This window comes from Iodobacter arcticus (assembly GCF_042664895.1).
Classification (GTDB): domain Bacteria; phylum Pseudomonadota; class Gammaproteobacteria; order Burkholderiales; family Chitinibacteraceae; genus Iodobacter; species Iodobacter arcticus.
Map to the genome: position 1 here is coordinate 35,004 of NZ_JBHTBQ010000011.1, position 24,640 is coordinate 59,643.

At 46.6% G+C, this 24,640-nt stretch carries 13 protein-coding genes; 4 read left to right on the forward strand and 9 right to left on the reverse strand.

The annotated features are described in order from the left end of the window. Positions 1–354 precede the first annotated feature (354 nt). The 3 genes from ACFQNF_RS06475 to serB all read left to right on the forward strand — a co-directional run bounded on the left by ACFQNF_RS06475 (position 355) and on the right by serB (position 2,810). Positions 355–1,050 (forward strand): UPF0149 family protein, encoded by a 696-nt coding sequence (locus ACFQNF_RS06475; RefSeq protein WP_380187053.1) that lies wholly within the window; start codon positions 355–357, stop codon positions 1,048–1,050. Positions 1,051–1,121: 71 nt separating this feature from the next. After that, entirely contained in the window at positions 1,122–1,871 is a 750-nt protein-coding gene (locus ACFQNF_RS06480; protein ID WP_380187055.1) for a substrate-binding periplasmic protein, read from the forward strand. A 99-nt stretch (positions 1,872–1,970) separates the two neighbouring features. Beyond that, complete coding sequence (serB, locus tag ACFQNF_RS06485) at positions 1,971–2,810, forward strand: phosphoserine phosphatase SerB (protein ID WP_380187057.1); 840 nt, start codon at positions 1,971–1,973, stop codon at positions 2,808–2,810. 199 nt (positions 2,811–3,009) lie between these two features. On the opposite strand, the gene ACFQNF_RS06490 is transcribed toward serB, so the two are convergent. Together ACFQNF_RS06490 and ACFQNF_RS06495 are read right to left on the reverse strand one after the other, a co-directional pair. Continuing rightward, positions 3,010–3,570, reverse strand: a complete 561-nt coding sequence (locus ACFQNF_RS06490; protein ID WP_380187058.1) for a hypothetical protein — start codon at positions 3,568–3,570, stop codon at positions 3,010–3,012. Beyond that, the gene (locus tag ACFQNF_RS06495) at positions 3,560–5,437 is read right to left on the reverse strand and encodes a hypothetical protein (protein WP_380187059.1); all 1,878 of its coding nucleotides are present in this window, start codon (positions 5,435–5,437) and stop codon (positions 3,560–3,562) included. The genes ACFQNF_RS06490 and ACFQNF_RS06495 overlap by 11 nt, the downstream gene beginning before the upstream one ends. A gap of 1,016 nt (positions 5,438–6,453) precedes the next feature. Between ACFQNF_RS06495 and ACFQNF_RS06500 the strand changes: the two genes are divergently transcribed. Beyond that, positions 6,454–8,460, forward strand: coding sequence for an exotoxin A binding domain-containing protein (locus ACFQNF_RS06500; protein ID WP_380187060.1), 2,007 nt, complete (start codon positions 6,454–6,456; stop codon positions 8,458–8,460). A 245-nt stretch (positions 8,461–8,705) separates the two neighbouring features. Here the strand turns inward: ACFQNF_RS06500 and ACFQNF_RS06505 are convergent, their stop codons facing one another. The 7 genes from ACFQNF_RS06505 to ACFQNF_RS06535 all read right to left on the reverse strand — a co-directional run bounded on the left by ACFQNF_RS06505 (position 8,706) and on the right by ACFQNF_RS06535 (position 24,190). After that, the gene (locus tag ACFQNF_RS06505) at positions 8,706–8,921 is read right to left on the reverse strand and encodes an integrase core domain-containing protein (protein ID WP_380187061.1); all 216 of its coding nucleotides are present in this window, start codon (positions 8,919–8,921) and stop codon (positions 8,706–8,708) included. Positions 8,922–8,941: 20 nt separating this feature from the next. Continuing rightward, complete coding sequence (locus ACFQNF_RS06510) at positions 8,942–11,095, reverse strand: type I secretion system permease/ATPase (protein WP_380187062.1); 2,154 nt, start codon at positions 11,093–11,095, stop codon at positions 8,942–8,944. Between the two features lie 73 nt (positions 11,096–11,168). Then, positions 11,169–21,371 carry a calcium-binding protein gene (locus ACFQNF_RS06515; protein ID WP_380187064.1) on the reverse strand — a complete coding sequence of 3,401 codons (10,203 nt, stop codon included), beginning with the start codon at positions 21,369–21,371 and terminating at the stop codon, positions 11,169–11,171. A gap of 1 nt (position 21,372) precedes the next feature. After that, entirely contained in the window at positions 21,373–21,981 is a 609-nt protein-coding gene (locus ACFQNF_RS06520) for a hypothetical protein (RefSeq protein WP_380187065.1), read from the reverse strand. Between the two features lie 23 nt (positions 21,982–22,004). After that, a complete protein-coding gene (locus tag ACFQNF_RS06525; protein WP_380187067.1) occupies positions 22,005–23,420 on the reverse strand; it encodes an HlyD family type I secretion periplasmic adaptor subunit in 1,416 nt (471 codons plus the stop codon). A 319-nt stretch (positions 23,421–23,739) separates the two neighbouring features. Continuing rightward, entirely contained in the window at positions 23,740–23,955 is a 216-nt protein-coding gene (locus ACFQNF_RS06530) for an integrase core domain-containing protein (RefSeq protein ID WP_380187069.1), read from the reverse strand. 103 nt (positions 23,956–24,058) lie between these two features. Then, positions 24,059–24,190, reverse strand: coding sequence for a hypothetical protein (locus ACFQNF_RS06535; RefSeq protein WP_380187071.1), 132 nt, complete (start codon positions 24,188–24,190; stop codon positions 24,059–24,061). Positions 24,191–24,640 lie beyond the last annotated feature (450 nt).

Below are 24,640 nucleotides of genomic sequence, written 5' to 3' on the forward strand. Positions count from 1 at the left end.
AAAAGCGAAGTAAATTCTTTGCTTTAATATTGATCAGTTTTGTAGGTTGGGTTAGCGGTCTGCGTGTGAGGTTTACCTCACTCAGCGATATATCGCGTAACCCAACATGATCTACCACGGCAGGTATTTAGTTACGCAAACCCAGAGGGATCAAACCAAGGGTAAACTGCAAAAAAATTAGATTTTATAGGGTGTGCAAGTCGCTTTTCTTGCGCACCGCCCTTGGTGCGCAACGACTGCGTCGTTGTACACCCTATAAAGTTTTTCTCTGTGTGCTCTGTGTTCTCCCCTGATCTCTGTGTCCACAGACTTTTTAGATTTTTTAGAATTTTTTACACTTATTGGAAATACAGTATGTCCGCACTAAAGCAAGCCGAACTTGAACGCCTTGATGCGTTTTTAATGTCTGATGCCACCGGCGCAGAGACCATGGATCTGGAAATGATGGATGGTTTCTTTGTTGCGCTGGCCATCAGCCCAGAGCAAGCGCCCGAAGAAGAATGGCTGCCACATATTTTTGAAGGCCAGGCACCAGAATTTAAAGATGCGGCAGAAAAAGACGAGATTATCGAGTTAATCCGCCGCCATCACGCCGCCATTCAAGCTGCGTTTTCGCTCAAATCTCGCAATAAAGAAACCGAAGAGCCTTTGTACGTGCCTATCGTTTTGCAAGACGAAGGCATTGATGAAAAATGGCGTGAAACGCTGGGCGCTTACTGGGCTTCGGGCTTTAGAGCCGGTGTTTTGCTGCGTGAAGACCTTTGGCAAGATACGCTGGATGAGAACGAAGATCTCTACGAAATCGTTGCCAAAATTCTGACCTTAGAGCTGGGCCATCATCCTGATGATGAAGAGCTGGTGCTGAGCATCAAGGCGCGTGATGCGCTGATCGACGAGCTGCCTTGGCTGATTGAAGACGTGCTGCACTGGTGGCTGAACAAGCAATTTGGCAAAGTAGAAACCATTGTTAATGACGGCCCAAAAATTGGCCGTAACGATCCTTGCAGCTGTGGCAGCGGCAAGAAATTCAAAAAGTGCTGTGGTGCATAATTAGCGCAGAATAAGCCAGCAAAGAGGCAGAGGCACACTATGCTAAAGATAGCTTTTAGTGAGTTAGCACCATGAAACGCCTCCTCCTCCTTGCTTGCCTGCTGGCCCTGCCCTGTGCGGCAAAAGAAACCGTAAAACTTTGTTTTAATAATGAAGATGCCTACCCCAGCACCTTAAAAAATGGCACTGGGCTTAGCTTTTTGCTGCTCAATATTGTGGCCGGGCACCTCGATTTAAACTTTACTTATCACCCCTTACCCTGGAAGCGCTGCCTAAAAGAAGTCCAAACAGGCCGCTACGATGGTGTGATTGGCATTGCTTATTTACCCGAGCGCCGAACCATTGCAGCCTATCCGCTCAATAGTCAGGCAGAACCTTTGCACGCGTATCGCCTGCTCACCACCACCCGCTCAGTTTATCGGCACAAAGACAGCGCCAGCTTTTGGAATGGCAAGCAATTCTCCCCCCTCAATGGCGCAGTCGGTGTACAAGCAGGCTATATGGCCGCCAGCGTATTAAAACAAAGACAAATCCCTAGCGAAGACAGTTCGCAATCGGTAGATGATTTATTCAGAAAGCTCAGTATGGGCCTCATCCAAATTGCGATTGCAGAAGAGCGCCAAGGTGATCGCTCGCTTAAAACTCACCCCGAATACGCTCAGCAAATAGAAAAACTCCCCCAGCCCTTTCTAATCAGCGATCTATTTCTGGCTTTTTCTCATTCATTTCAAAGCAAAAAATCCAAATTGAGCCAAGCCATTTGGCAAGATATCAGCCAAGTACGCGAATCCAGCCAATTTAAAAACACCACACAAGAATAAAGCAACAAACACGCTCTCATTATCGCGGCAAGCCGTATGTTTAGCGCTGATCAACAGTTACAATCAAGCCCTTAGATAAAAGCCCTGCAGAGAGTTGATATGTTCCGTCTTGTTATCCAAGCGCCAGAAATTGCCACGCAAAACTTAAAGCAACTCGCCCGACTATCTGGCGCGCACAGCATTGAAGCCATTCATCAGCAGGCGTTTCGCTTACAAGGCGCAGAAATAAGCAACGAAGAAGCCGTAGCCGATTTTTGCGAATCTAATCAGCTCGATTTTGCTTTTATTCCTGAAGACACCCGCGTGCGAGATATTGGCCTCGTCGTGATGGATATGGATTCCACGCTCATTACCATCGAATGCATTGATGAAATCGCCGATATGCAGGGCATTAAAGCAGAAGTATCGGCCATCACCGCCAGCGCCATGCGCGGCGAAATCGACTTTCAAGAAAGCCTCACCCGCCGCGTGGCACTCTTGGTGGGCCTTGACGAAAGTGCGCTTGAGCGGGTTTACACCGAGCGCCTTAAGCTCATGGCAGGTGCCGAAGCCATGCTTAAAGGCTTTCATGATGCGGGAGCCAAAACCCTGCTTATTTCGGGTGGATTCACTTTCTTCACCGAAAAACTACAAGCCAAGCTGGGCCTCACTCGCACCATCGCCAATGTATTAGAAATTGAAAACGGCAAACTCACTGGCAAAGTGATCGGCGATATTGTTGATGCTGAACGCAAAAAATCTGAACTCATCAAATACCGGACCGAGCTAGGCCTGCGTGTCGATCAAGTCGTTGCGATGGGAGATGGGGCCAACGATTTACCGATGCTCAAAGAAGCGGGCTTTGGCGTTGCCTGCCACGCCAAACCACTCGTGCAGCGCGAAGCACCCTATTGTATTAATCAGGTGGGGTTAGATGGCGTGTTGAATTACTTTATTTAATGGCTTTGCGGGCAAAACCCAAGCTTTGAAACATGGAGGGTGGGCAAAACGTTTTATTTTGCCCCATAAGCATCAAGCCAATGGCATGCATTTTTTTCGTAGGGCGGGTGAAACCCGCCGGTTTCGTAATTTCATGCCAAAATCTGGCGGGTTGCACCCGCCCTACGAATGATGCAATGCGGTAAGCTCAACCATCAACTCACTCACATCGCCCCTTACGTGGCAAATAACGCAGCCAATCTGCCTTGATTTGCGCTTCTTGTGCCATGCCAGAAGCCACTTTTGGCACATCATGCGTTGCAAGTAGGCGCAAACACCAACGCGCCCCTGCCTGATCTTTCATTCGCATTTTGCGCAAAAATGGCTGGCTTTCATCTCCTTGTATGAGAAGCGCCTTGCCGTCTTTAAAACCCAGCCGCCAGCCATCCTGCACCGTCGTCCCTGCGTAGCCTCCCGCAATCAACTCCAAGAAAGGCTGATCACCCGCAAGCAATCGCAAGCGGCTCACCGGCCCAGCGGGGTGTGGCGCGCGCTCTGCTGCCAGCAGCGTACCTTTGTGCAAGGCACGCCAAGCCAGCGGCCAAGGAGACACCACCGCCTCGCCATCCGCCAGCACAAAGTGCGCTGCGCCCGCTTCCAGCCTTGCCGATTGCACCGCGCCCTCAAGCGGCTTCATCATGCTGGCGCCACTAATGCGCAGCTCAGCAGCCTGAGCAAAGCTACTCAGAGCAAGCACCAGAAGCAGCCACTTAGTGCGCACGACGCACCGCCGCCATAAAGCTTGCAGAAGGCGCTGTTTCTACCGACCAGCGCTGTTTATCATTCAAGATAGGATTAATTGCAGCCACGCTTGCACTCCGTTTCATCGACGCCCCGCTATTACCACTGGCAACACGCGCAAAGGCCAAAGTAAGATTGCCCCAGTCATTGTAGTCGTGCAAATACGCTTTATTGCTATCATCATTCAAATCTAAAGCATAACTTGAGCGATTAAATTGCTGATCCAGATTCCAATCCGCATAAGCCCCAAACGAGCCTCTGCCTATCATGGCTGATTCGCTAAGATTATTTTCATCCAGCCTGCTACCGGACCCATCCGAATAATCTATTCTAAAATCCCGGCTGCACGGACCTGCATCTAATTTACACAAGGAATTCCAGCCCAAGCCATTAGCCTGCTTGGCAAAGAAATAACGATCAATTGCAGAAGCCGATTGAGCACTGCTACCCAAGCCCGTTAATTGGTAAAGATAATTCATTACACTGTAATAATTAGGCTTATTATTAGCCCCCTCATTCCCGCCATGATCCAACCCTAAGTTATGTCCTAGCTCGTGCATTATTGTTGCGGCTTGAAAATTAATTAATTTATTGATTTCATTCGTACTTGAAGTATTTAAACCCCAATCACCTAGGGTTACGATAATATCGTTGCCAATAAGCTCTGCATATCCAGACGAGCCTACCGTGCCATCTTCCTTCTGTGAATTAGCCATCATCAGATAGTGAAATACCTGCTTACGGCGAATATCCATACTCTGATCTTTATAGTCATAGATAGAAGCACAATTAAATTTTTCACTCATACCAAGGCACTGATGATAAGCCACTTCATTATGTTTACTCACACGGCTACCGCCCAAATTAAATTTGGCTGGGCTAAATTCATTACTATATAAAGCGCCTGAATCAAAATGCACGGCAATATTGCGCACTTTAAATGCATCTACTACTTTTTGCATGGCTTCTTTAGCAGGAGTAATCCCCAAATCATTAGACTTCATATGATCAATTTGAATAAAAATATCAGGTTGGCCTACTCTTGCACCCATTGCATAATAATCAATCCCCGCAAATGTACCACCTGGCACTTCTGCGCTATCGGGAATACCATCGAGATCTCGATCTACTGCTGCCGCCGCAACATCATTAAGCCCACCGGGCGTAGCAAAAGGAACCAAAGTCCAATCGTGCTTACTGCGCGAATTGACCTTCATATCACCCAAACGCACCAAGGATTGGCCATAAGTCACAGGCATCGCCCCCACATTACTACCAAGCCATGCACCCGCAGAAACCGGCATAGCCGTGCTATTACCAAAGCGGACAAAATCAAGCGTTACGCCATCCTTAACCAGCTCAACTGCGCCATTTTCATCCCAATACGGCGTGCTTTGGAAATCACTAACATACACAATCTGATCGGTATTTTGTCTTTTCTGAGCCATCTTTGCTGCCACCAGCAAATAACCGCCCGCCTTGACCCATGTATTTGCAGGCAAGAGAAATGATTCTGGCGCGCCTCGCCATCCAGACCCTGCTGTTCGCAAGCTGACGCCATTTAATAACAAATCCTGAGCGCTGCTATTGTAAATTTCCAGCCATGCTCCTGTTTGGTCTAAATAATTACTTGAAACTTCACTAATTAATAAAGCCCCCGGCAAAGCAGGGCCAGATGCGGGCACAGACGTTGGCGTTAGAGTAGGAACAATGACAGATGGAGGCGCAGTTGGCGTTACGCTGGCAGGCTCGGCATCCCCTCCGCCACCTCCGCACGCGCTTAAAATCAAGCTCAAACTTAAACCAGCCAAGCCCACACCATATTGCTGCAAACGATCGTTATTCATTAACTATCTCAAGAGAATTGCTTGGTAAAAAACGTGCTATGCCACCCTAGTTCAGACCACAACATCGCTATAAATTAAGAGTTTTCTAATGCTTACGCAGCCTACACGAATGCCAATACCATACCAAACATTTTATTATGCTTAATTACTAAACACTGACTAACTACAAGTTTCTGCCGATAACTTATGCCAGCCAACACCACACGCAAAAAAACCAGCTCATGGCAAAGAGGTCATACCTTACATTTCACTCAGAAAAAACCTACAAATATTTGCAAAGCAAGTTAAGTTGATTGCTTCATATCAAACGAAAGACCTCCCCCTAAAAGCACTCTTAAGTTTTCGCCCCACATGCGAATAAATGTCGATGCATTGCCAGCAAAACGTTGTAAATAAAGGGCTAACCCAAACACACCGACGATGAAGGGCGGGTTAGCCGAAGGGGTAACCCGCCAATATAGTTTCGACATAACAAGGGGTAATCAGCGCGGGTTGATAAAACTAAGCCGTCATACACGGCTTCACTATTTGCCAGACGCTGTATTAATGATTTCCTGTACGGCACTTACCTTACAAATACTTTTTTTGTGCATAATCACACCATACAAGCACTGAAAACCTAGTGCGAGAAACACAAAGCTTCATGTAACATATTGTTACAAATGTAAGCCATTGGTTTTTATGACATTTGATCTGCGCACTTCATTCGCCACTGCTTTCAAATCAAGATCAGCAACTCATCTCTCTTCAGCCAGGCTGACGGCGCTACATGAAGCAAACAGCTATTGCCGCGATGCATAACGGTAGAGCCCCTTTTTGCACTTTAGATACCGCCAAACTTCGCGGGTGCTGCAGGATTTATCGATCGTCAACATCGTAAAACAGCAGCTAGCCGAACATCTTAAAAGAGTTATGCAGGGGGACTACCGAACCAAGCCCACCCCCTACTGCCCCCGGTCTGGTAGACAGCTGATTGTCAGGCCACCTCATTTTCATTCAATCGCAAGGAGCACTATATGATGAGACTTTATAAAGAGTTTGCCATTGCTGCGGGACTCATTTCATTATTATCCGGATGCGTAACCGAGGAGGCCCGACCATCTGCAACCGAGGAGGCCCGTCCACCTAATGCAGTGGCTGCCGCTGGTTTCAAACAGCCCGCAAGCTCCAGCATTAAGACCGATTTCGAAATATTCAAGCAATGCGCCGACAGCTGCGTACTCTCCCCGCCCGAACCCGGCAAGTTCATCAACACCTCGCTGCCGGTGCAAATCACCCCATCACCGGAAGAGGGGGTTTTATATTATTCGATGTTTGTGCAAGACCGTTTCGCCTCCGCCGCCAATAATAGCGCCACCATCAAAATTGACAACTTCGCCAAGATTCGGATCAACAATGGTTACGATACTGGCTCCGCGCCGGGCAGTTTAATCATCGAATTGGCCATGTCCGATGGCCAGGTCAAAAAATTTACTCATAAACGCCGCACCGAATGGTTCACCCTGAATTGGGCTGTGCCGGTTGGCAAAGACGCGCCCACCAGCATCAAGCTATTTATCATGGACATCGACAGCAATAAAAAGATTGTCGATCACTCACCGCTATACAGCGTGGACTTGAACGATGCCGACTTGGCGCGCTGGCCAGCCAAGGCTAAGCTGGCGTTCAGCTCCACCAATGCCATGAACGATATCATCCTGTCTTGGCCGGGCGTGGGCTATACCGCCGCACCGGCGCAGCACAACCGGCAAAAGCGCTGGAGCGAATGGCATAGCGGCATCGTGCTGTGCTGGCTAGACCCGCTGGATGCCATCTACAACTACGTCACCCAAAACCGCTGTCAGCTGAAAAACACCTGGGAAGGCTCGCTATACAAAGTGGTGGCCGGCAAGCCCCAGATCAATGAATTCAAACCGATAGCTAAAGCACCGATCCAGCACCGGGTGCACTTCAGCAAGAAAAACGCGCTGGGCGCGCTATCCGCGCACCGCGTCTGCGGCATCCCGCTGGAATCGCTAGCCCGCACTCGTCAACCTAGGGGCTGGGAAGAGCTATCTGCCTGCGGCTTCCGGGTAGAAAACATCGTCGGCCTATACATCGCCACCAGGCTGTCTTTCGACCGTTTCCGCCAGGTGGTCGAGGATTTGATCCACTCCCGCCCAGTCAGCGGTGCTGAAAACCAAGACGCACTGGATCAGTTGGGAACCGTAGTGCGTGAAACGCCAGAACTGGCCCGCGAAGGGCTAGCCGAGGCGCAAACCCGCTTGAACGCCTACCGCGCCAACCATCCGGGCACCAGCGCCGATGACGCACAAAGAGCAGACGTGCTGTCCTTAACTTGCCCAGCCGACAGCGCGCCTTGCAACGCGCCCGATGCCACCGGCGCACACGTCAACCGCGAGTACCACCCCGGCGCAGACTATTTTGCACCAGGCGAGCCAGTAGAATTCCTCGCCAATGGCACTACCCGCAACTGGAACCAAGAGCGCCTGCTGTCCACCCATCAGCGACTGTTAGATCTGGGCTATGTCTTCGCGGGCTATCACGGTGGTTCGATCGCTGCCGCCAGAAGTATCGTAACCGGCGGCATCACTCGCCGGTCTCAGGAGCTACAGCCAATCTGGCGCGGCCTCTACATCGCCGGTAACCCAGAAGTCGCCTACGGCTACGCCCTGGATAACGATAGCGGCGCAACGGGCACCATGATGCGCGTCTATGTACCCAGAACCGCCCTCTCTCAGTTGTTCCGCACCAACCAAGCACTGAGCGACGAAGCCGCAGCGCTCAGGGAAATTGGTCGCTTGCTCGGCCGAAATATTACGCTTGCCGATACCTTGGGATATGAATCGATCACCGGACCACAAGATCCCGGCGATCCGGATGAAACCATCTTGGGTTGGGATATGGCGGTGCATGCGGTGGCGATTCCATCGATGATCCGGGGCAATAACGGCTCACAACTCAATGTGCCGGACTACGAGAAAAAGATCAGCCCGCTACCTAACTACGTCACCAAGCGCTAACAGCGCTGCCAGCAGGCTCGCCGCCCATGTGGGCGGTGAGCCTTGTTCAAAGTCTCGCGAACAAGAGCTAGAGCAAGTGTTGCGGCTGAAAAAGCGACCTTGCCCATACGGAACATAAGCCTTTCGAAGCCACCCACCGTGACATTTTCGCGAAGCTCAGCAAGCATTGAACAGACGCCCCCGCCATAATGGCCGGGGGCGCTCATAGGTAATCCCCCATTTTTAAGCTCACTTAAAAATAGAGACTAGGCATGTAATGCCAATTTCTGTTTTGCGGTAATGCCGCCTAATCCCATATGCGGGCGCTCATTATTGTAAATCCAAAGCCATTGTGTTGCGGTTTCTTGTACTTCAGCAATACTTGCAAAATCATCGCAAGCCAGCCATAGCACCATTTCCCGTTGGTTTTGCTTAAGTTGAGAGGATTGCCTAATTACCCCATCATTCTGATTAAAAAACACTACCTTCAAACCGAAAGTAATTACCCTGCCTGCATCGCATGTAAACGTGCGTAATAGCCATCCGGCTTTTGCACTAGCTCGCTATGCGGCCCCTCCTCTACAATCTGCCCCCTATCCATCGCCACAATCCGATGCGCATCCCTAACCGACGATAAACGATGAGCAATAATCAGCACCGTGCGCCCTTGGCAAATGGCTTTCATATTGTTCTGGATAATCCGCTCTGATTCATAATCCAGCGCACTGGTGGCTTCATCAAAAATCAATATCCGTGGATTGCTGACTAAGGCACGAGCAATGGCAACACGTTGTTTTTGCCCGCCAGATAAGCCACTGCCATGCTCTCCAACTACGGTGTCGTAGCCTTCAGGCAGCTCGACGATAAAATCGTGTGCTCCGGCCAGCTTGGCGGCATGAATCACTCTATCCATGCCCATGCCCGGATCAACCAAGGCGATATTGTCACGAATGCTGCGGTTAAACAGCAGATTCTCTTGTAAGACCACGCCAATCTGGCGGCGTAGCCATGCCGGATCGGCCAGGCCTAAATCAATACCATCAATCAGCACTCGGCCACGTTCTGGCACATATAGCCTTTGCAAGAGCTTAGTTAGCGTGCTTTTGCCAGAGCCCGAACGCCCAACAATGCCAATGACTTCACCGGCTTTAATACTTAAATTAATGCCACGCAAGATTTCCGGCCCATCTGCACGGTAACGAAAATGCACTTGATCAAATTCAATCTGACCAATAATGGCAGGCAATTGCGCTCTACTCTGATTAATTTCGCTGCGGGTATTTAAGATATCTCCCAAGCGCTGCATCGAGATGCCCACCTGCTGAAAATCCTGCCACAGCTGCGCCAAACGCATCACGGGGCTGGCCACTCGACCTGCCAGCATATTGAAAGCAATCAGCTGCCCCACTGTCAATTTCCCTTCAATCACCAGCTTCGCCCCCATCCACATCGTAGCTACGGTGACGATTTTTTGAATAAGGTTGACCCCCTGGCTACCGATATTCGCCAGATTGGCAACTTTAAAACCTGCAGCTACATAAGCCGCCAGCTGCTGATCCCAGCGGCGAGTCACTTGCGGCTCTACCGCCATCGATTTAACCGTTTCAATCCCGCTCACCATTTCTACGAGGAAGGATTGATTTTCCGCGCCACGGGCAAATTTCTCATCTAAGCGGGCTTTTAATACCGGGGTAATCAATACCGATAGACCGATATAGCAGGGCAAAGACACCAGCACAATTAAGGTGAGCCACCAGCTGTAGTAAGCCATCACCGCCAGAAACACCACTGAGAAAAACAGATCCAACACCGAAGTCAGCGCTTGGCCAGTCAGAAAGTTGCGAATGTTTTCTAGCTCGCGTACCCGCGCCACCGAATCCCCTACCCGCCGGGCCTGAAAGTAAGCCAAAGGCAAGGCCAGCAAATGGCGAAACAGCTTAGCGCCCAGCTCCACATCAATCCGATTGGTGGTGTGGCTAAATACATAGGTACGCAGCCCGGTCATCCCCACTTCAAATAAGGAAATCACCAATAGGCCGATGGCAATGACGTCCAGCGTGGTAACTCCATGGTGCACCAGCACCTTATCCATCACCACCTGAAAAAACAACGGGGTAGCCAAAGCCAAAAGCTGTAGAAAAAACGACACCAGCAGCACTTCGCCAAGCAATTTTCGATATTTCACTACGGCAGGGATAAACCATGAAAAATCAAACCGAGCCAAATCGCCTGCCAAGCTGGCACGGGAAGTAAACAAAATCAGTCGACCAGACCATAAAGCCTGCCACTCTTCTTTAGAGCAAGACTCGGGCCGACCACTTTGTGGATCATGGAATAACACGGCAGGATCGCTATTGGCATCGACCTTAGCCAAAATCACCCAACTACCATCCAAGCGTTGCGCCATTGCAGGCAAAGGGGTGCGATCCAAGCGATCAAAATGGGTATCAACCGCCTTAGCTTTTAATCCGGACTGTTTGGCCGCTCGCAATACATCGGATTCACTTAACAGGCCTGATTCACCCGCAAACTGATGCTTAATTTGTTCAGGCTCAATCGCCACTTGATGAAAACGCGCCAGCATAATCAGGCACGCTAAAGCAGAATCAAAAGCAGGTGCATCCGCAGAAGATTCAGGTGAGTCTAGGAGTTTCATTGCTTTTCTACTTCAGAAAAAAATAAGAAACCCAACCCCTTGCGAGGCTGGGCCTTTTGATTACATCAAGACATTAATGCCAGTTGGCCGCCAGCACAGGCTGCAGGGCATCCTGTTGCTGCTGATTGAGAGTCATCTGGCCTGCGGCAGGTGGGTTAAAGGCCGCCATGGCTGAAACCAAGGCGTTGACCTGTGTATCCAGCAGCACCTTGCCATCCGACGTTTTAAATTGCTCCACATGGTAAGCATTTCCTGAGTACCAGTTTTGCATCGTCAGCTTATCGCCAGTGCCAATGACGCTGACTTCCAGATTATTGCTCACCTTACGGAACCAAAGCTGATTGCTGGCAATACCCGCCTGAAACTGTGCAACATCGGTATTTTTAGCCGTAGCATCATTCTCGGTAACCGTATCGCTACCATCGCCACGGGCAAGCATATAAGTATCGTTGCCTGCACCACCAATCAAGGCATCAACACCCGCAGCACCACTTAAGCTGTCATTACCTTCTGCACCGGTCAGCGTATTTGCGCCTGCATTGCCCATTAAGACGTTATTCAGTGCATTACCTGTGCCGTTGATTGCAGCAGAGCCTGTAAGCGTAAGGTTTTCCAGATTAGTACCAAGCGTCCATGCCAACGATGCTTGCACCGTGTCATTGCCTTCATTGGCATTTTCTGTAATGACATCACCACTGACATCCACCACATAGCGATCATCACCCAGCCCACCCAGCAGCTTATCGGCTCCCGCGCCACCATCTAGCGTGTCGTTGCCTGCTGCGCCAGTGAGCGTATTGGCGGCAGCATTGCCAATCAATACATTCGCCAACTCATTACCCGTGCCATTTAGTGCGGTAGTGCCGATTAGAGTGAGGTTTTCCAGATTGCTGCCAAGAACCCAGCTCAGGCTGCTTTGCACCGTGTCCGTTCCCTCGCCTGCCAGCTCGGTCACCACATCGCCCGCATTATCAACGATGTAAGTATCGTTGCCCGTGCCACCCACAAGGGTATCTGCGGCAGCACCACCATTCAGCACATCATCACCGGCCAGCCCTGTTAAGGTGTCCTTGCCCACATCGCCCACTAAAGTATCGTTACCTCCAGTCCCAACTAATTTCAGGCCAGCAGCGGCAACAGCGGCATTAATGGCTACCGTGGTTAAATACGGTACGCCACCACTAGGCTGCACATAATCAATTGCCCAATCACCACCAAGGAAATGGTTCAGCACACGCACACTTTGCTGGGCATTGCCGCCTACGGTAATCAATAAATCATCGCCTGAGCGCGAGAAGCCCAACTGATCTTTAGTGACCGTGCCGCTAAAGAACACCCCATCGAAACCACCGCCGGTGTTATCAATTACATCCTGCGATTTGCCATCAAAAGTGTATTTATCATCGCCAATACCACCTTCAAGCCGATCATTACCATCCTCACCACTTAAGGTGTCGTTGCCCGCCCCTCCCATCAGCAAGTCATCACCCGTATTGACCACATTACCGTAGCCACCAGCCAAGTAATCATCGCCATCGCCGCCTTCTAAACGATCATTTCCTAAACCACCGAACAACTGATCATTGCCAGCAAAACCACGCAACAGATCCTTCGCGGCTGTACCGGACAACTTATTATTGCCCGCATCCCCATCAACCAGCGCCTCATACCCACCTGGGATGGATTGCGCACCAATCATCTGAGCAATTTTCTGTGCAGAAATCATATTGCCACCGCTAGGCTGCACATAGCTGATCGCCATATCACCGCCAAGGAAATGCTTAAGCACACGCACAGAATTTGCTGCGCTCTTATCCACCATCAGCAATAAATCATCACCATCACGGCTAAAGCTTATTCTGTCTGCGCCAATCCCATCGGCAAGGAAAATACCATCGTTCCCCCCGCCCGTGTTATCAATTACATCTTGTGAAGTGCCATCGAAAACGTAACTATCGTTGCCTGTACCGCCTTCTAGGCGATCATTACCATCCTCGCCATTCAGGGTATCGTTGCCAGCACCGCCCATCAATAGATCATCGCCACTATTGCCACTACCAAAACCACCAGAAAGGTAATCATCACCATCACCCCCCTCTAAGCGATCATTCCCCTCGCCGCCAAATAGCTGATCATTACCTGCCATTCCTCGGATTAAGTCTTTGCCGGAATCACCCTGAAGCTGATTATTAGCAGCATCGCCATCAACGACCTGATCAAAATCAGCCGGATTTGCATTACCACTTCCACCGTTATTACCACCGGTACTTGGTAAGAGCTTAGCAATATCTGCCGCCGATAAAGCATTCCCCGATTTAGGCTGCAGATACGCAATCGCCGCATCACCTCCATTAAAGTGATTCAGCACCCGCACACTACGGCCAGCATCGCCCACTACGCCAATCAATAAATCTTTACCATCTTGCTTAAAGCTCAGTTGGCTATGGTCCAGCTCTGAGAAGAACAACCAGTCTGCACCGCCGCCGGTGTTGTCAATCACATCGTTACCCCAATTACCGGTAAAGACGTATTTATCATCGCCAGCACCTGCAATTAAGCGATCATCCCCTTCACCACCAGCCAGTTGATCCTTACCTGCGCCACCTTCAAGCCGGTCATTGCCAAGGCCACCATCCAGATAATCATCGCCTTCATCGCCGCGCAGCGTGTCATTGCCTGCCTGGCCAAACAAAGAATCATTACCCGCAGCACCAGTGATTAAATCAACTTGAGCAGTGCCAGATAAATTGTCATTGCCGCTAGTGCCATTCAGAGTATTAGTACTACCGCCGCTGCCCAAGAGCTTGGCAATATCCACAGCAGACAAAGCGTAACCAGACTTAGGCTGTATATAAGCAATGGCCGCATCACCACCATTAAAGTGATTCAATAACCGCACACTGCGGCTGGCATCCCCCATCACGCCAATCAACAGATCTTTACCATCTTGCTTAAAGCTCAATTGGCTGCGCTCTAATTCAGAAAAGAACAACCAATCAGAGCCGCCACCGGTGTTATCAAGAACGTCATTTCCCCAGTTGCCGGTAAAGACGTATTTATCATCGCCAGCACCTGCCAGCAATAAATCATCGCCTTCACCGCCACTGAGCTGATCTTTACCAACACCCCCTTCTAATTTATCGTTACCTGCGCCACCATCCAGATAATCATCACCTTCCCCGCCTTGCAGTATGTCATTACCTGCAGAAGCAAATAATTGATCATTACCAGCAAAACCACGCATTAATTCATTGGACTCAGTGCCAATTAATTTATTAATTTCCTCATTCCCTTCAATCAGCTCGTCACAACCCAGCAGAATGCGCGTTCTTTCTTCCTTATATAATTTAATTACTGTTGCAGAATCCCAAACCAGACCATCCGCAAATTTTATCTGATCAATTGGATAACGTGCGGGTGAATAACTTGAATTAATGTACCCCTTAATCCGCAAGCTATCAGACGTTCCATTAATGGATAAAATAAGATCATCGCCATCACTGCTTAGAGTGATTTCACTGGCAAGTATGCCAACCCCCATACGGATTTCATCGATTTTCCCTTCGTCCATATCCCATGAAACAATAATATCTTTCCCATCACCAAGGTTAAACAAATAAGCATCACTACCACGGCCACCGTCTAAAACATCATCTCCACGACCACCACCTAAAATATCATCCCCGCTAAATGTTCTAATAGAATCATTTCCATTTCCACCATTAATAATATCATTACCTTCGTACCCCAACAAATAATCATCACCATCAGTTGGAACAATTACTTTCGACCTTACTGTATCAATATCCCAAATTGTATTATCTGAAAATCTTAAATACTTTAAATATTCTAATTTATAATTATCACTAGATGATACATTTCGTTTACTGAAATAGTTTTTAACTGTCAGCTCATCATTTGAATTAGCTATTTTTACAATCAAATCTTCATCAGAACGGCGCAACAATATATCTTCTGGCGTAATTCCAGTCTCAAATAAAACAGAATCGGAATTATTGGCAAGCGGATTATTTTTATATGAATAATCATAATTGTAATGGATATACGAAGTAGAGTCATGACCTGACCCTCTGCCAAATAAATAGACATCACTCCCATCACCACCACTTAAATCATCGTCTCCTGCGCCACCACTAAGCGTATCGTTACCAGCCCCCCCCTTGAGCGTATCATCCCCCAATCCCCCCTCAAGCAGATCATTTCCCGCGCCACCATCAAGGCTATCAGCTCCTTCTCCACCCTCTAGAATATCATCCCCTCCAAAGCCAGTAATAATGTCATTACCGCCATGGCCAATTAAATGACTACTCGATGAACGACCATATAAATTATCATCTCCAGATGTGCCTTCAGCCAATAGATTAAAAATAGCATCTCTATTCCAAACAGTGCCATTCTGAAACTTAACAAACATTATTCCTGAATAAAATCCACCACCATGAGTGAAGTTTTCTATTATCAATTGATCAGCAGTACCATTAATTGACACGAACAAGGAAGAACCATTACTAACCAACGTTATATCAGCGGGCGTAATTCCTTCCCCCAACACAATCGAACCATCATCTACTGGGCTTAAAAAGTTTTGAACAATGGTATCTACCCCATAACCACGGCCAAATAAATACGAATTAATACCTTCTCCGCCATCAAGAATATCATTACCTTTACCACCATCAAGCACATCATCCCCCAAGCCACCACGAAGGGTGTCATTACCTATTCCACCTTCAAGTATATCGTCGCCCAGATCACCAATAAGGGTATCATTGCCTGCGCCCCCACTAATCAAATCCTTGCCAGCATACCCAAGCAACACATCATCCCCATCCGTTGAAAGCAGTGTCTTGTTTTTAATGTCCGCATAATCCCAAAGTAAGCCATCAGCAAACCTAATTTGCTCCACAAAATGCTTATCAGCAGGAACATCACTATGAAAATCATTCCAAACTGTCAGTCGATCAGTCGTCCCTTTTATCTCAAGAGTAAGAGACGATTCAGTGTGCGTTAACACAAGATCACTGGTGGAAATGCCTTCACCTAATTGGATGATATCGTGCTCAAAATGATTGTTGTCTTTATCTCTATCGCCAATAACATCTTGGCCAGACCCTCTGCCAAACAAGTATGTGTCTTCGCCTACTCCACCATTAAGCCGATCATTACCTGCCCCGCCATTTAAAATATCTCTCCCCTCTCCACCATCCAGATCATCATCACCCCCCCCCCCTAATAGGTAATCATCCCCAGCCCCGCCTAATAGTCGATCTGCCCCCGCTCCACCATCAAAAGTATCATTACCAGATCGCCCATAAAACGTGTCATTGCCGCCTTGACCAAAAATCGTAGAGCCTTTAAAGAAAGCATAAAAAGCATCATCGCCATCACTTGGGATCAATGCCTGAGCTTTGATAGCATCAAGATCCCATGATGTGCCATCAGCAAAGCAGATTTGCTTTGCATTCAGGTAGTTAGCCCCCTCCTTAGGTGGCGCAGACATAGCATATTGATCAATTTTCTCAATAAAATAATTTCTAATTCTCAAACTGCTATTCGAATTTTTTACTTTTAAAACCAAATCGCCATTATCATTTCTTAGCTCCATATCATTCATCGTTATATTAGAATCAACTTTAATAGAATCTCCATCTTGCCAATAAGTAATTAAATCATTACCCGCATCTCTGGAAAAAACATATACATCATTACCAATTCCACCATCTAATTTATCATTACCACTTCCGCCATCTAAAATATCATTACCATCCTCGCCATATAATTCATCATCACCATTTCCGCCATTTAAAACATCATCCCCCCAAAAACCACCCAACCGATCATTACCCTCTCCTCCATTTAAAATATCATCGCCTTGTCCACCACCAACTTTATCATTTCCGCCACCTGCATTAATAACATCGTCAGACTTATAGCCAATTAATGAATCATTTCCTTCAGTCCCTTCAAGTAACTTACTTTTAATATCCTCCACACCCCATATTGTGCCATCAGCAAACTCAAGTACATCCACCGCATATTTGCTATAACCATCGTTATCCAGAAAATAACGAACATCCAAACGATCACTTGTACCATTAACTTTGATTTCTAAATCATTTTCCCAACGAGTTAACGTAATATTTTCAGGCGTAATCCCTGCCCCAAACAAAACTCTATCGTTAGCCACACCAGGAGCATCATTATTATTCCAAATAGAATCAGCCCCTGAACCTAAATTAAATAAATAAGTATTCCCACCGTCGCCTCCAAAAATTTTATCATCACCAAGTCCACCATCAAACGTGTCATTCCCACCTCCCCCATAGAGTTCATCATTGCCTTCGCCGCCATTGATATACTCATCGGTATTAAAACCAATTAATTTATCATTACCAATAGTAGATTCAAGCACCTTGTCCTTAATTACGGCCTGATCCCAAATTGTGCCATCTGCAAACTTAATATATTTCATTGCCTGATAGGTAGTACCTTCTTGATAGAAATTACCACCTACTACCAACTGATCATCTGTGCCTTTAATACGCAGAATTAAATCATCTCCACTATTCCCTCTTCTGCTAAGCATTACATCTGCAACAGAAACCCCCGCTGCCAGTTGTATGCAATCGATAGCTGCTTCATCAATACTTCGACTCTGATAAATATGATCACTTCCTGAGCCTCTCCCAAACAAATATATATCTGCACCCGAACCGCCATCTAGTAAATCATCACCACTGCCACCGTCCAGAATGTCGTTCCCATCCCCACCGTATAATTCATCGTTCCCAGCGCCACCCACTATAAAATCATCACCCTCTTTACCAGATAACTGATCACTCGCATTACCGCCAAAAACAAAATCTGACCGACTACTGCCTTCCCACACCCCATCAACTTTATGTATTCCTGATAATGAAATTACTTCCGCTACTACAGAGCTATATTCAGGACTGTTTAGATAAGAATCTAACAAAGGAAAACCATCAAATCCAACAAACATGAGTGTTTTTGATGCATATTTGTTTATCTCGATCAAATTTATTAAGGCTTGTTTGGGGTTTTCCTTCATTTGTTTCTCAAATAAACTATATATTCCTGAACAATCAAAGTTAATAGTGCCTAGCTCGCTGTTAGTTTTTATAGCAATGAGATCAAGATAAGGCTTTAAATTTGTTTGAAGGGCCAGTACTGAATAAACAGAATCTTTGAGATCAGAATAAGATTGATTCAAAAGATTTATTTGCTCTTGGCTATAATTAACGCTTAAGGTTGGGATTTGTGGAACGCTAGCCGCACCACTTCCACCGCCACCGCCACCGCCACCGCCACCGCCAGATAATGCAGCTCCACTTGGTATAACAGGATCAGTAGTAGTTTTTCTTTCATTAGGAAAGGTCATAAAATAGCGGCCATTAAACGCCTCTAAAATATGCATCTTCTGATTCCAATACTGAATTGTTTCAGAAAAACGTAATGAATCTTGAGCGCCAACAGAACCCACAGGTTTTTTAATATCACCAAATGCTTGATAATCAAAATAATAGCTACTCTTCGCTCTTTCCTCTAATGATTTAGCCATTCCAGAGGTATCAGCCCAAGCTGCAAGCATTTTATCGATCAGAGTGAAGCGATCTTCACCTGTATTTGTACTGCTATATTGTGAAAGCAATGATTTTAATAAATCAGACTGACTAGCCGCCTCTCTCAAATCACGGACCTTTCCCGATCCAGTCATTTCAGGAAGTGCTTTAATTTCATCAGAAATAGCAAGATGATCAGTAAATTCACGATGAAACGTGTCTTCTGCTAAATCAATATCAGCCATATCGCCAACCTCACCCAATACCGCAGTTTGGCCATCCGTGCGTGTGTAGCTGCCCAGATCTGCCAGACGATTCCCATTTTCCAATATCAAACTATGGCTTTTTTCCTTGGTGTTAAAGCTAGCAATACCCACTTGCTCTAGCGTAAGCAGCTCACCACTATCCGTAAGACCATTGCCATTGATATCGCGCCACACTCTGAGCGAAGCAAATGCGGCATCATTGATATCCACCTTGCCATCTTTATTACTATCCAAATCCGCCAGTGCATCAAAACCATTTTTTGCCAAACTACCGTCAAGCTTGTGCGTAGCATCGCCGAATAATTCGCTGCCATTATCAACGACATTATTCCCATTTAAATCACGCACCAAGAAGCCATCATCGGGTTTCACCCAGCCCGATTGCGTTTTTAAACCGTCACCATCATGGTCAAACAGTACCCCGTCCTTTGTTCCTACCGTTTCCAAGCCATCTCGATCAAGATCAAGCGTAAGTGGATCACGGCGCGGCTGCCAACGCTGAGCACCAGTAAAACCACCAGAACCACCGGGGGAGCCACCAGAACCACCGGGGGAGCCACCAGAACCAGGCGACGGAGGTGGGCCATCCTCCTCAGCAGTTAACGTAAGCCCTAAAACATTCAAGGTCCCATCCTTACCAATTTGCGAGCTATCTTTAATGGTTATGGTGCCTGCGGCCCCACCATGCACTAAAAATGTATCCGGGGCAGTGCGCACCCATGTAAATGCACCATCAGCACTACGCCACACATCTTTTTCCCCAGGAACCGGCAGCCCTCCTACCAAGCGTGTTTTTTGGGCACCGAGATAGATCTCACTGTCTTTGCCGGTTTCAATAATCGTATCGCCAGCCCCTGCGTAATAAATATCTTTTTCTTCTCCGCCATCTAAAACATCGGGTTTATAATTTGCCCCAAATAATTTATCGCTACCAGCGCCCCCCGTTAACTCCGCCCCACCATCACCAGCAATGAGCACATCATCACCACCATCTCCAAACAACTTAGACTTACCTTTTTTTGATCCAATTAATAAATCATTGCCTGCACCGCCATATGCCGTGATCCCATTACTTTCTGCACCATCAATGACATCCACCTTATCACTACCAGTAAAATCCAATCGATCTGTACTCCCAGCAATAGTAAGTACCTGTATTGAATCAAACATATCCTGTGCACTATAAAAAGCATAAGCACCTTTAGGGTCCCATACAGATTTTGTATCACGAAGTACTTTTTCCTTAATATCAGCCCACCCCTTTAAACTTTTAATACCGGAGGCACTGCCTATTTTGTCTAAATCAATACGTATCCCACCGCTTTCTTGGCTTAGTGCCGAATGATCAAAATTTTTATCTTTCTGATTATAGTAATTCTCTAAAATTATTTTAATAATTCCTTTCTTTCCGCTATCACTTTGACTCCATACTTTATTACCTGATAAAAGCTTTAAATCATCGGAAAAATGATCCAACATATGATCTTTATTACTACCAAGCTGATGTTGAACCAGCATCTCCATGAAGTTTTTATTCAATTCATCTGTTGGCCAATTAAACATATCATTATCAAAAATTAGCCGGATCACATCAGGCAATGCAAACGTTTGTTGCCTAAACTGGTCATTTTCTTTTAATGCCGCTAGCAATGCTACCGAGTGCAAATTGATTTGGTTAGTAAAATCAGGTGCGCCATGGTTAATTAGAGTTATTGCCCCAATTCTCCTCGCCCCCAAAATACCCCCTACTTTACCCGCACTCGACAGCACTTCACCTTGCGTAGCAAAAGAAATAATATTTTTTTCACCGCGAATACTGTGCCAAGATCCATCAATACCTGATTTTTTAATTGAGCTTTCGAAAAGGTCAAGGGCAATATCTGGGGGAAAATAACCCAGTTTTTCAATATAACTGGCTATTGATTTTTTATTTTGCATATTTGCAGCCAAAGCAAATGGTGCAGGATCAAAAGTCACTGCAGGAAGATCAAAAAAAACGGCCATTAATGCCGCCAAGCCTCCCCCTAATGAATGCCCGGTAAACGTAATATTGGGTCTTATGTTTTTATCAGCAGACTCCTTATAAAATTGAGCCTTTACTTCTTTATAAAGTGCAACGCACTCCAGCAACTGCGAGTGTAATAATCCAGCACCCAATGTTAAATCGGCACTCTGGTCTGGCGAAGTCCCTTCGCCTAAATGCCCAGAATTTGTCCCGGCAAAGCTAATCACAATTTCATTGCCTTTTTTAAATACAGCCGCTTCAAATCCGCTTGCTGCATTAAATTTCCTTTCACCCATCAACCCCCAACCATTAGGGATAGGAATTTTATTATTATTATGCCTTGTTTCGAAATATGCATTACCAGCCATTAAAGCCATTTCAACTATTTGTTCGTTTGTCATTTTATCGCTCACAATTTTCAAAGTTATATGAATAATCTACATTAAGTAATTTAAGGTTATCACCATCCAGATGGCTTCTATTTATTCCATCAACTTCACTCCAATTAATCAACCCCTTATGTTGCTGAATACGTTCAAGCCTTAATTCATTTTTCGGGTGAAATATTAAATTCATATAGCGATATTTTTCAGGTAAATGACCCGTATCCTCATGTTTAACGCCCCCCTCTTGCTGCACTTGCAAAACAAAAGCAGGGCTTGGCTTCCCATAGCGTAGCCATGAACCACAAGATCTAGGCGTCAGTAAAACAAAAACACGATCACCTTCCAATTGAATTAACAAAGGATCTGCTAATAGATACGGGTCATTAATTGAATTCCAAACAATAATTTTCCCTGTCTTTGGATGGGTAAATTGAATAGATTCAGCCGCCACAGGCGCGCTTTGCCCAATTTCACTCCCACCGCCCATTCTGATCGTGCGTGTGAGTAAAAGCATGCTGCCATCGGCCTGCTTTGCTTCCTCCTGCCAAGTCACTACCTTAGGGCCGCAAGCAGTTAAAATAAATATCAGTGCAAGCCCTAGTGTAAAACGCCCTATTTTCTTCATTATTCTTTATTTCCTCTATTTAATTAGCGTTCCCGTGCACTTTCTGAAACATGAGCCATAAGTGGCGATAAGAAATATTCAATAATTCTGCGCTGCCCCGTTTTAATTTCTACCGTTACCGCCATTCCCGGTGCCAGCTTTAGCCATTTACCGTCGATATTCATTTTATTTTTTTGTAATTTAATTCTGGCCTGATAAATCAATCCTAATTTTTCATCAGGTACGGCATCAAAAGAGACGTTTCTCACTAATCCTTCAATTAGGCCGTATTTGGTGTAATTAAAGGTTTCAATTTTAATAGCGGCGGCCTGCCCGGCATTGACAAAGCCGATGTCTTTGTTTTCCAGTACCACTTCGGCCTCTACGGCTTCATCTTTTGGCACGATCACCAGCAGGGCTTGCGCGGGGGTGACTACGCCGCCTACGGTGTGTACGGCCAGTTGCTGCACGATTCCGGCAACGGGCGCGGTTAGGCGGGTTTGTTTTTGTAATTGGCCTGCTTTAACCACGTCTTGGGTAAACGAGCGGGCTTGCTCGCTGGCTTGGGTAAGCAGATCGTGCTGGGTGCGGCGAAACTCTGCCTGAATGGCGATTCTTTGCTGGGCATTGCCGCGAATGGCGGCATCTAGCTCTGATTTTTTATGCCGCTGGTTGGCTAAATCTTGCTCGGTTTCTATTCTGGCCTGCTGCTTTTCCAGTACGCCGTGTTTGGAAACAAAGTTTTGCAGGGCCAAGTCCTGAAAATCTTTTTCACGCTGCTTAATAATTGGTAAGGTTTGCTCAAACTTGGCGATCTGATCTTGCACCCCTGCCCGCTCTGCCTGCTTGCGTGAAGTATCACTATCCAGGGTAGATAGCTTGGCTTGTAATTCCTGCCACTGGCTGAGCGCCAGGCGGCTGGCTTCCAGAGATTGCAGCTCCTTACCCGCTGCCACATTATTAACCACAGGCGCTTGCCCGCTATCTAAAGCGGCGAGCAAGGCTTTAGCGCGCAGGGCGTTTAATTCTGCATCGTGCAGATTGGTTTGCTGCTTGGTGTTTTCTGCACCAGAAACGGTGGCATCCAGCTCGATCAGCAATTGCCCTGCTTGCACCGTTTGCCCATCTTGCACATGAATTGATTTCACCACCCCGGCCTCTAAAGGCTGAATGGTTTTACTGCGATCAGACACAATCAACCTGCCGGGTGCTACAGCTACAATATCAATCTTGCCAAGGCAGGCCCATAGCAGGGCAATCAAGATAAAAGCGAGCAAGGCCCAAAGGGTGATGCGGGCGGCAGGGTGAGGGGGATTTTCTTGTAGCTCTAGGGCGGCGGGTAAAAAGGCAAGCTCATCTGAGCTTCTGGGTGGTAGATCTTGCTGCTTGCGAATTTGCCACGCTGCAGCAAAAATTTGTCGGTACTTTGTAAGCAATTCGCCGACAACTTGATATTTCATCTTTGCTTCACTAGATATATTTTAACAGCATATAGTAAGTATTTACAATAAAACGGTCAATTTAAAACAAACAAAAACAAAGACTAAAATCAATAAAATAGACAATAAAACAAGAAAAAAGAAAGAAATAAGTAATTTTAAGTAGGTAAAACGCCCAATTAAGCAATATATCCATCTTTTACCCTAACCAAACCCTTGTCATGTCAAAAGCATAAATTACGCACAATGCGCTTGGCACACATGCAAAAAAGCCCGCATTTCTGCGGGCTTGATGAGGAGGGGGTAATCCCCCATTTTTAAGCTCACTTTAAAATAGAGGCTAGGCATGTAATGCCAATTTCTGTTTTGCGGTAATGCCGCCTAATCCCATATGCGGGCGCTCATTATTGTAAATCCAAAGCCATTGCATTGCGGTTTCTTGTACTTCGGCAATACTTTCAAAATCATCACAAGCCAGCCATTCATAACGCACGGCGCGATTATAGCGCTCAATATAGATATATTGCTGCAGATTGCTGGGCTGAATATAGTCCAATTCAATCGCTTATTGCTCTGTCCAATTTTTTAATATGTGAGCAATGTATCCATATCTATTATCAATAGCTGATTCGCTTGGGCTAGCCACGTCATTCAATGATTTAATTCAGGCAGCGCAGCACACACCCTGCAGGCAAAGAGAAATCAACTTCCATCCCTAATTCTTCCCAATTAAAATCATCAATTACGTTAAATAAGCGAATACAGCAGCCAGCGGCTAATTGATCGTGCATAAAATCCATCGACCACGTTTCATTTTTTGCCTCTGGTACAGCTAATAGCTTAGGCGTTTCATGATCTAAACGTTTTTTGGGTTTAATCCACAGATTTAATTATAAATCGAAGATAGGGCAGGCAAAAAATCAGACATAAGAATACCTAAAGTGCTTAGATCTTTAATTGCCCTTGATTGTCATGCTCTGAATCGCCGCATAGCATGACTTTAAATCCTTGCTTAGGAATCTGGCTAGCATGCAGCAGATTTTTTAATGGCAACAGCCTATTTAACTTAAGCAGATTAGGTGTTCCCGGCGAAATAGATCTGCCATACGCACTTTATGCAGCCGCTCTTCAAAGCCTGAGGGCCGCCTCAATATCGGTTAATAAGTTATTATCAATCTCATTCCATTTAGATATGATGTTAGCTTGCCGGCGTCTTTACGAAGCCAACCCATCCTATTCCC

Excerpts from the sequence above, each read along its gene's own strand:
- serB (WP_380187057.1), top strand. The coding sequence starts at position 1,971 with ATGTTCCGTCTTGTTATCCAAGCGCCAGAAATTGCCACGCAAAACTTA.
- ACFQNF_RS06535 (WP_380187071.1), bottom strand. The coding sequence starts at position 24,190 with ATGCACGATCAATTAGCCGCTGGCTGCTGTATTCGCTTATTTAACGTA.
- ACFQNF_RS06480 (WP_380187055.1), top strand. The coding sequence starts at position 1,122 with ATGAAACGCCTCCTCCTCCTTGCTTGCCTGCTGGCCCTGCCCTGTGCG.
- ACFQNF_RS06500 (WP_380187060.1), top strand. The coding sequence starts at position 6,454 with ATGATGAGACTTTATAAAGAGTTTGCCATTGCTGCGGGACTCATTTCA.
- ACFQNF_RS06525 (WP_380187067.1), bottom strand. The coding sequence starts at position 23,420 with ATGAAATATCAAGTTGTCGGCGAATTGCTTACAAAGTACCGACAAATT.
- ACFQNF_RS06475 (WP_380187053.1), top strand. The coding sequence starts at position 355 with ATGTCCGCACTAAAGCAAGCCGAACTTGAACGCCTTGATGCGTTTTTA.
- ACFQNF_RS06510 (WP_380187062.1), bottom strand. The coding sequence starts at position 11,095 with ATGAAACTCCTAGACTCACCTGAATCTTCTGCGGATGCACCTGCTTTT.
- ACFQNF_RS06520 (WP_380187065.1), bottom strand. The coding sequence starts at position 21,981 with ATGAAGAAAATAGGGCGTTTTACACTAGGGCTTGCACTGATATTTATT.
- ACFQNF_RS06495 (WP_380187059.1), bottom strand. The coding sequence starts at position 5,437 with ATGAATAACGATCGTTTGCAGCAATATGGTGTGGGCTTGGCTGGTTTA.
- ACFQNF_RS06515 (WP_380187064.1), bottom strand. The coding sequence starts at position 21,371 with ATGACAAACGAACAAATAGTTGAAATGGCTTTAATGGCTGGTAATGCA.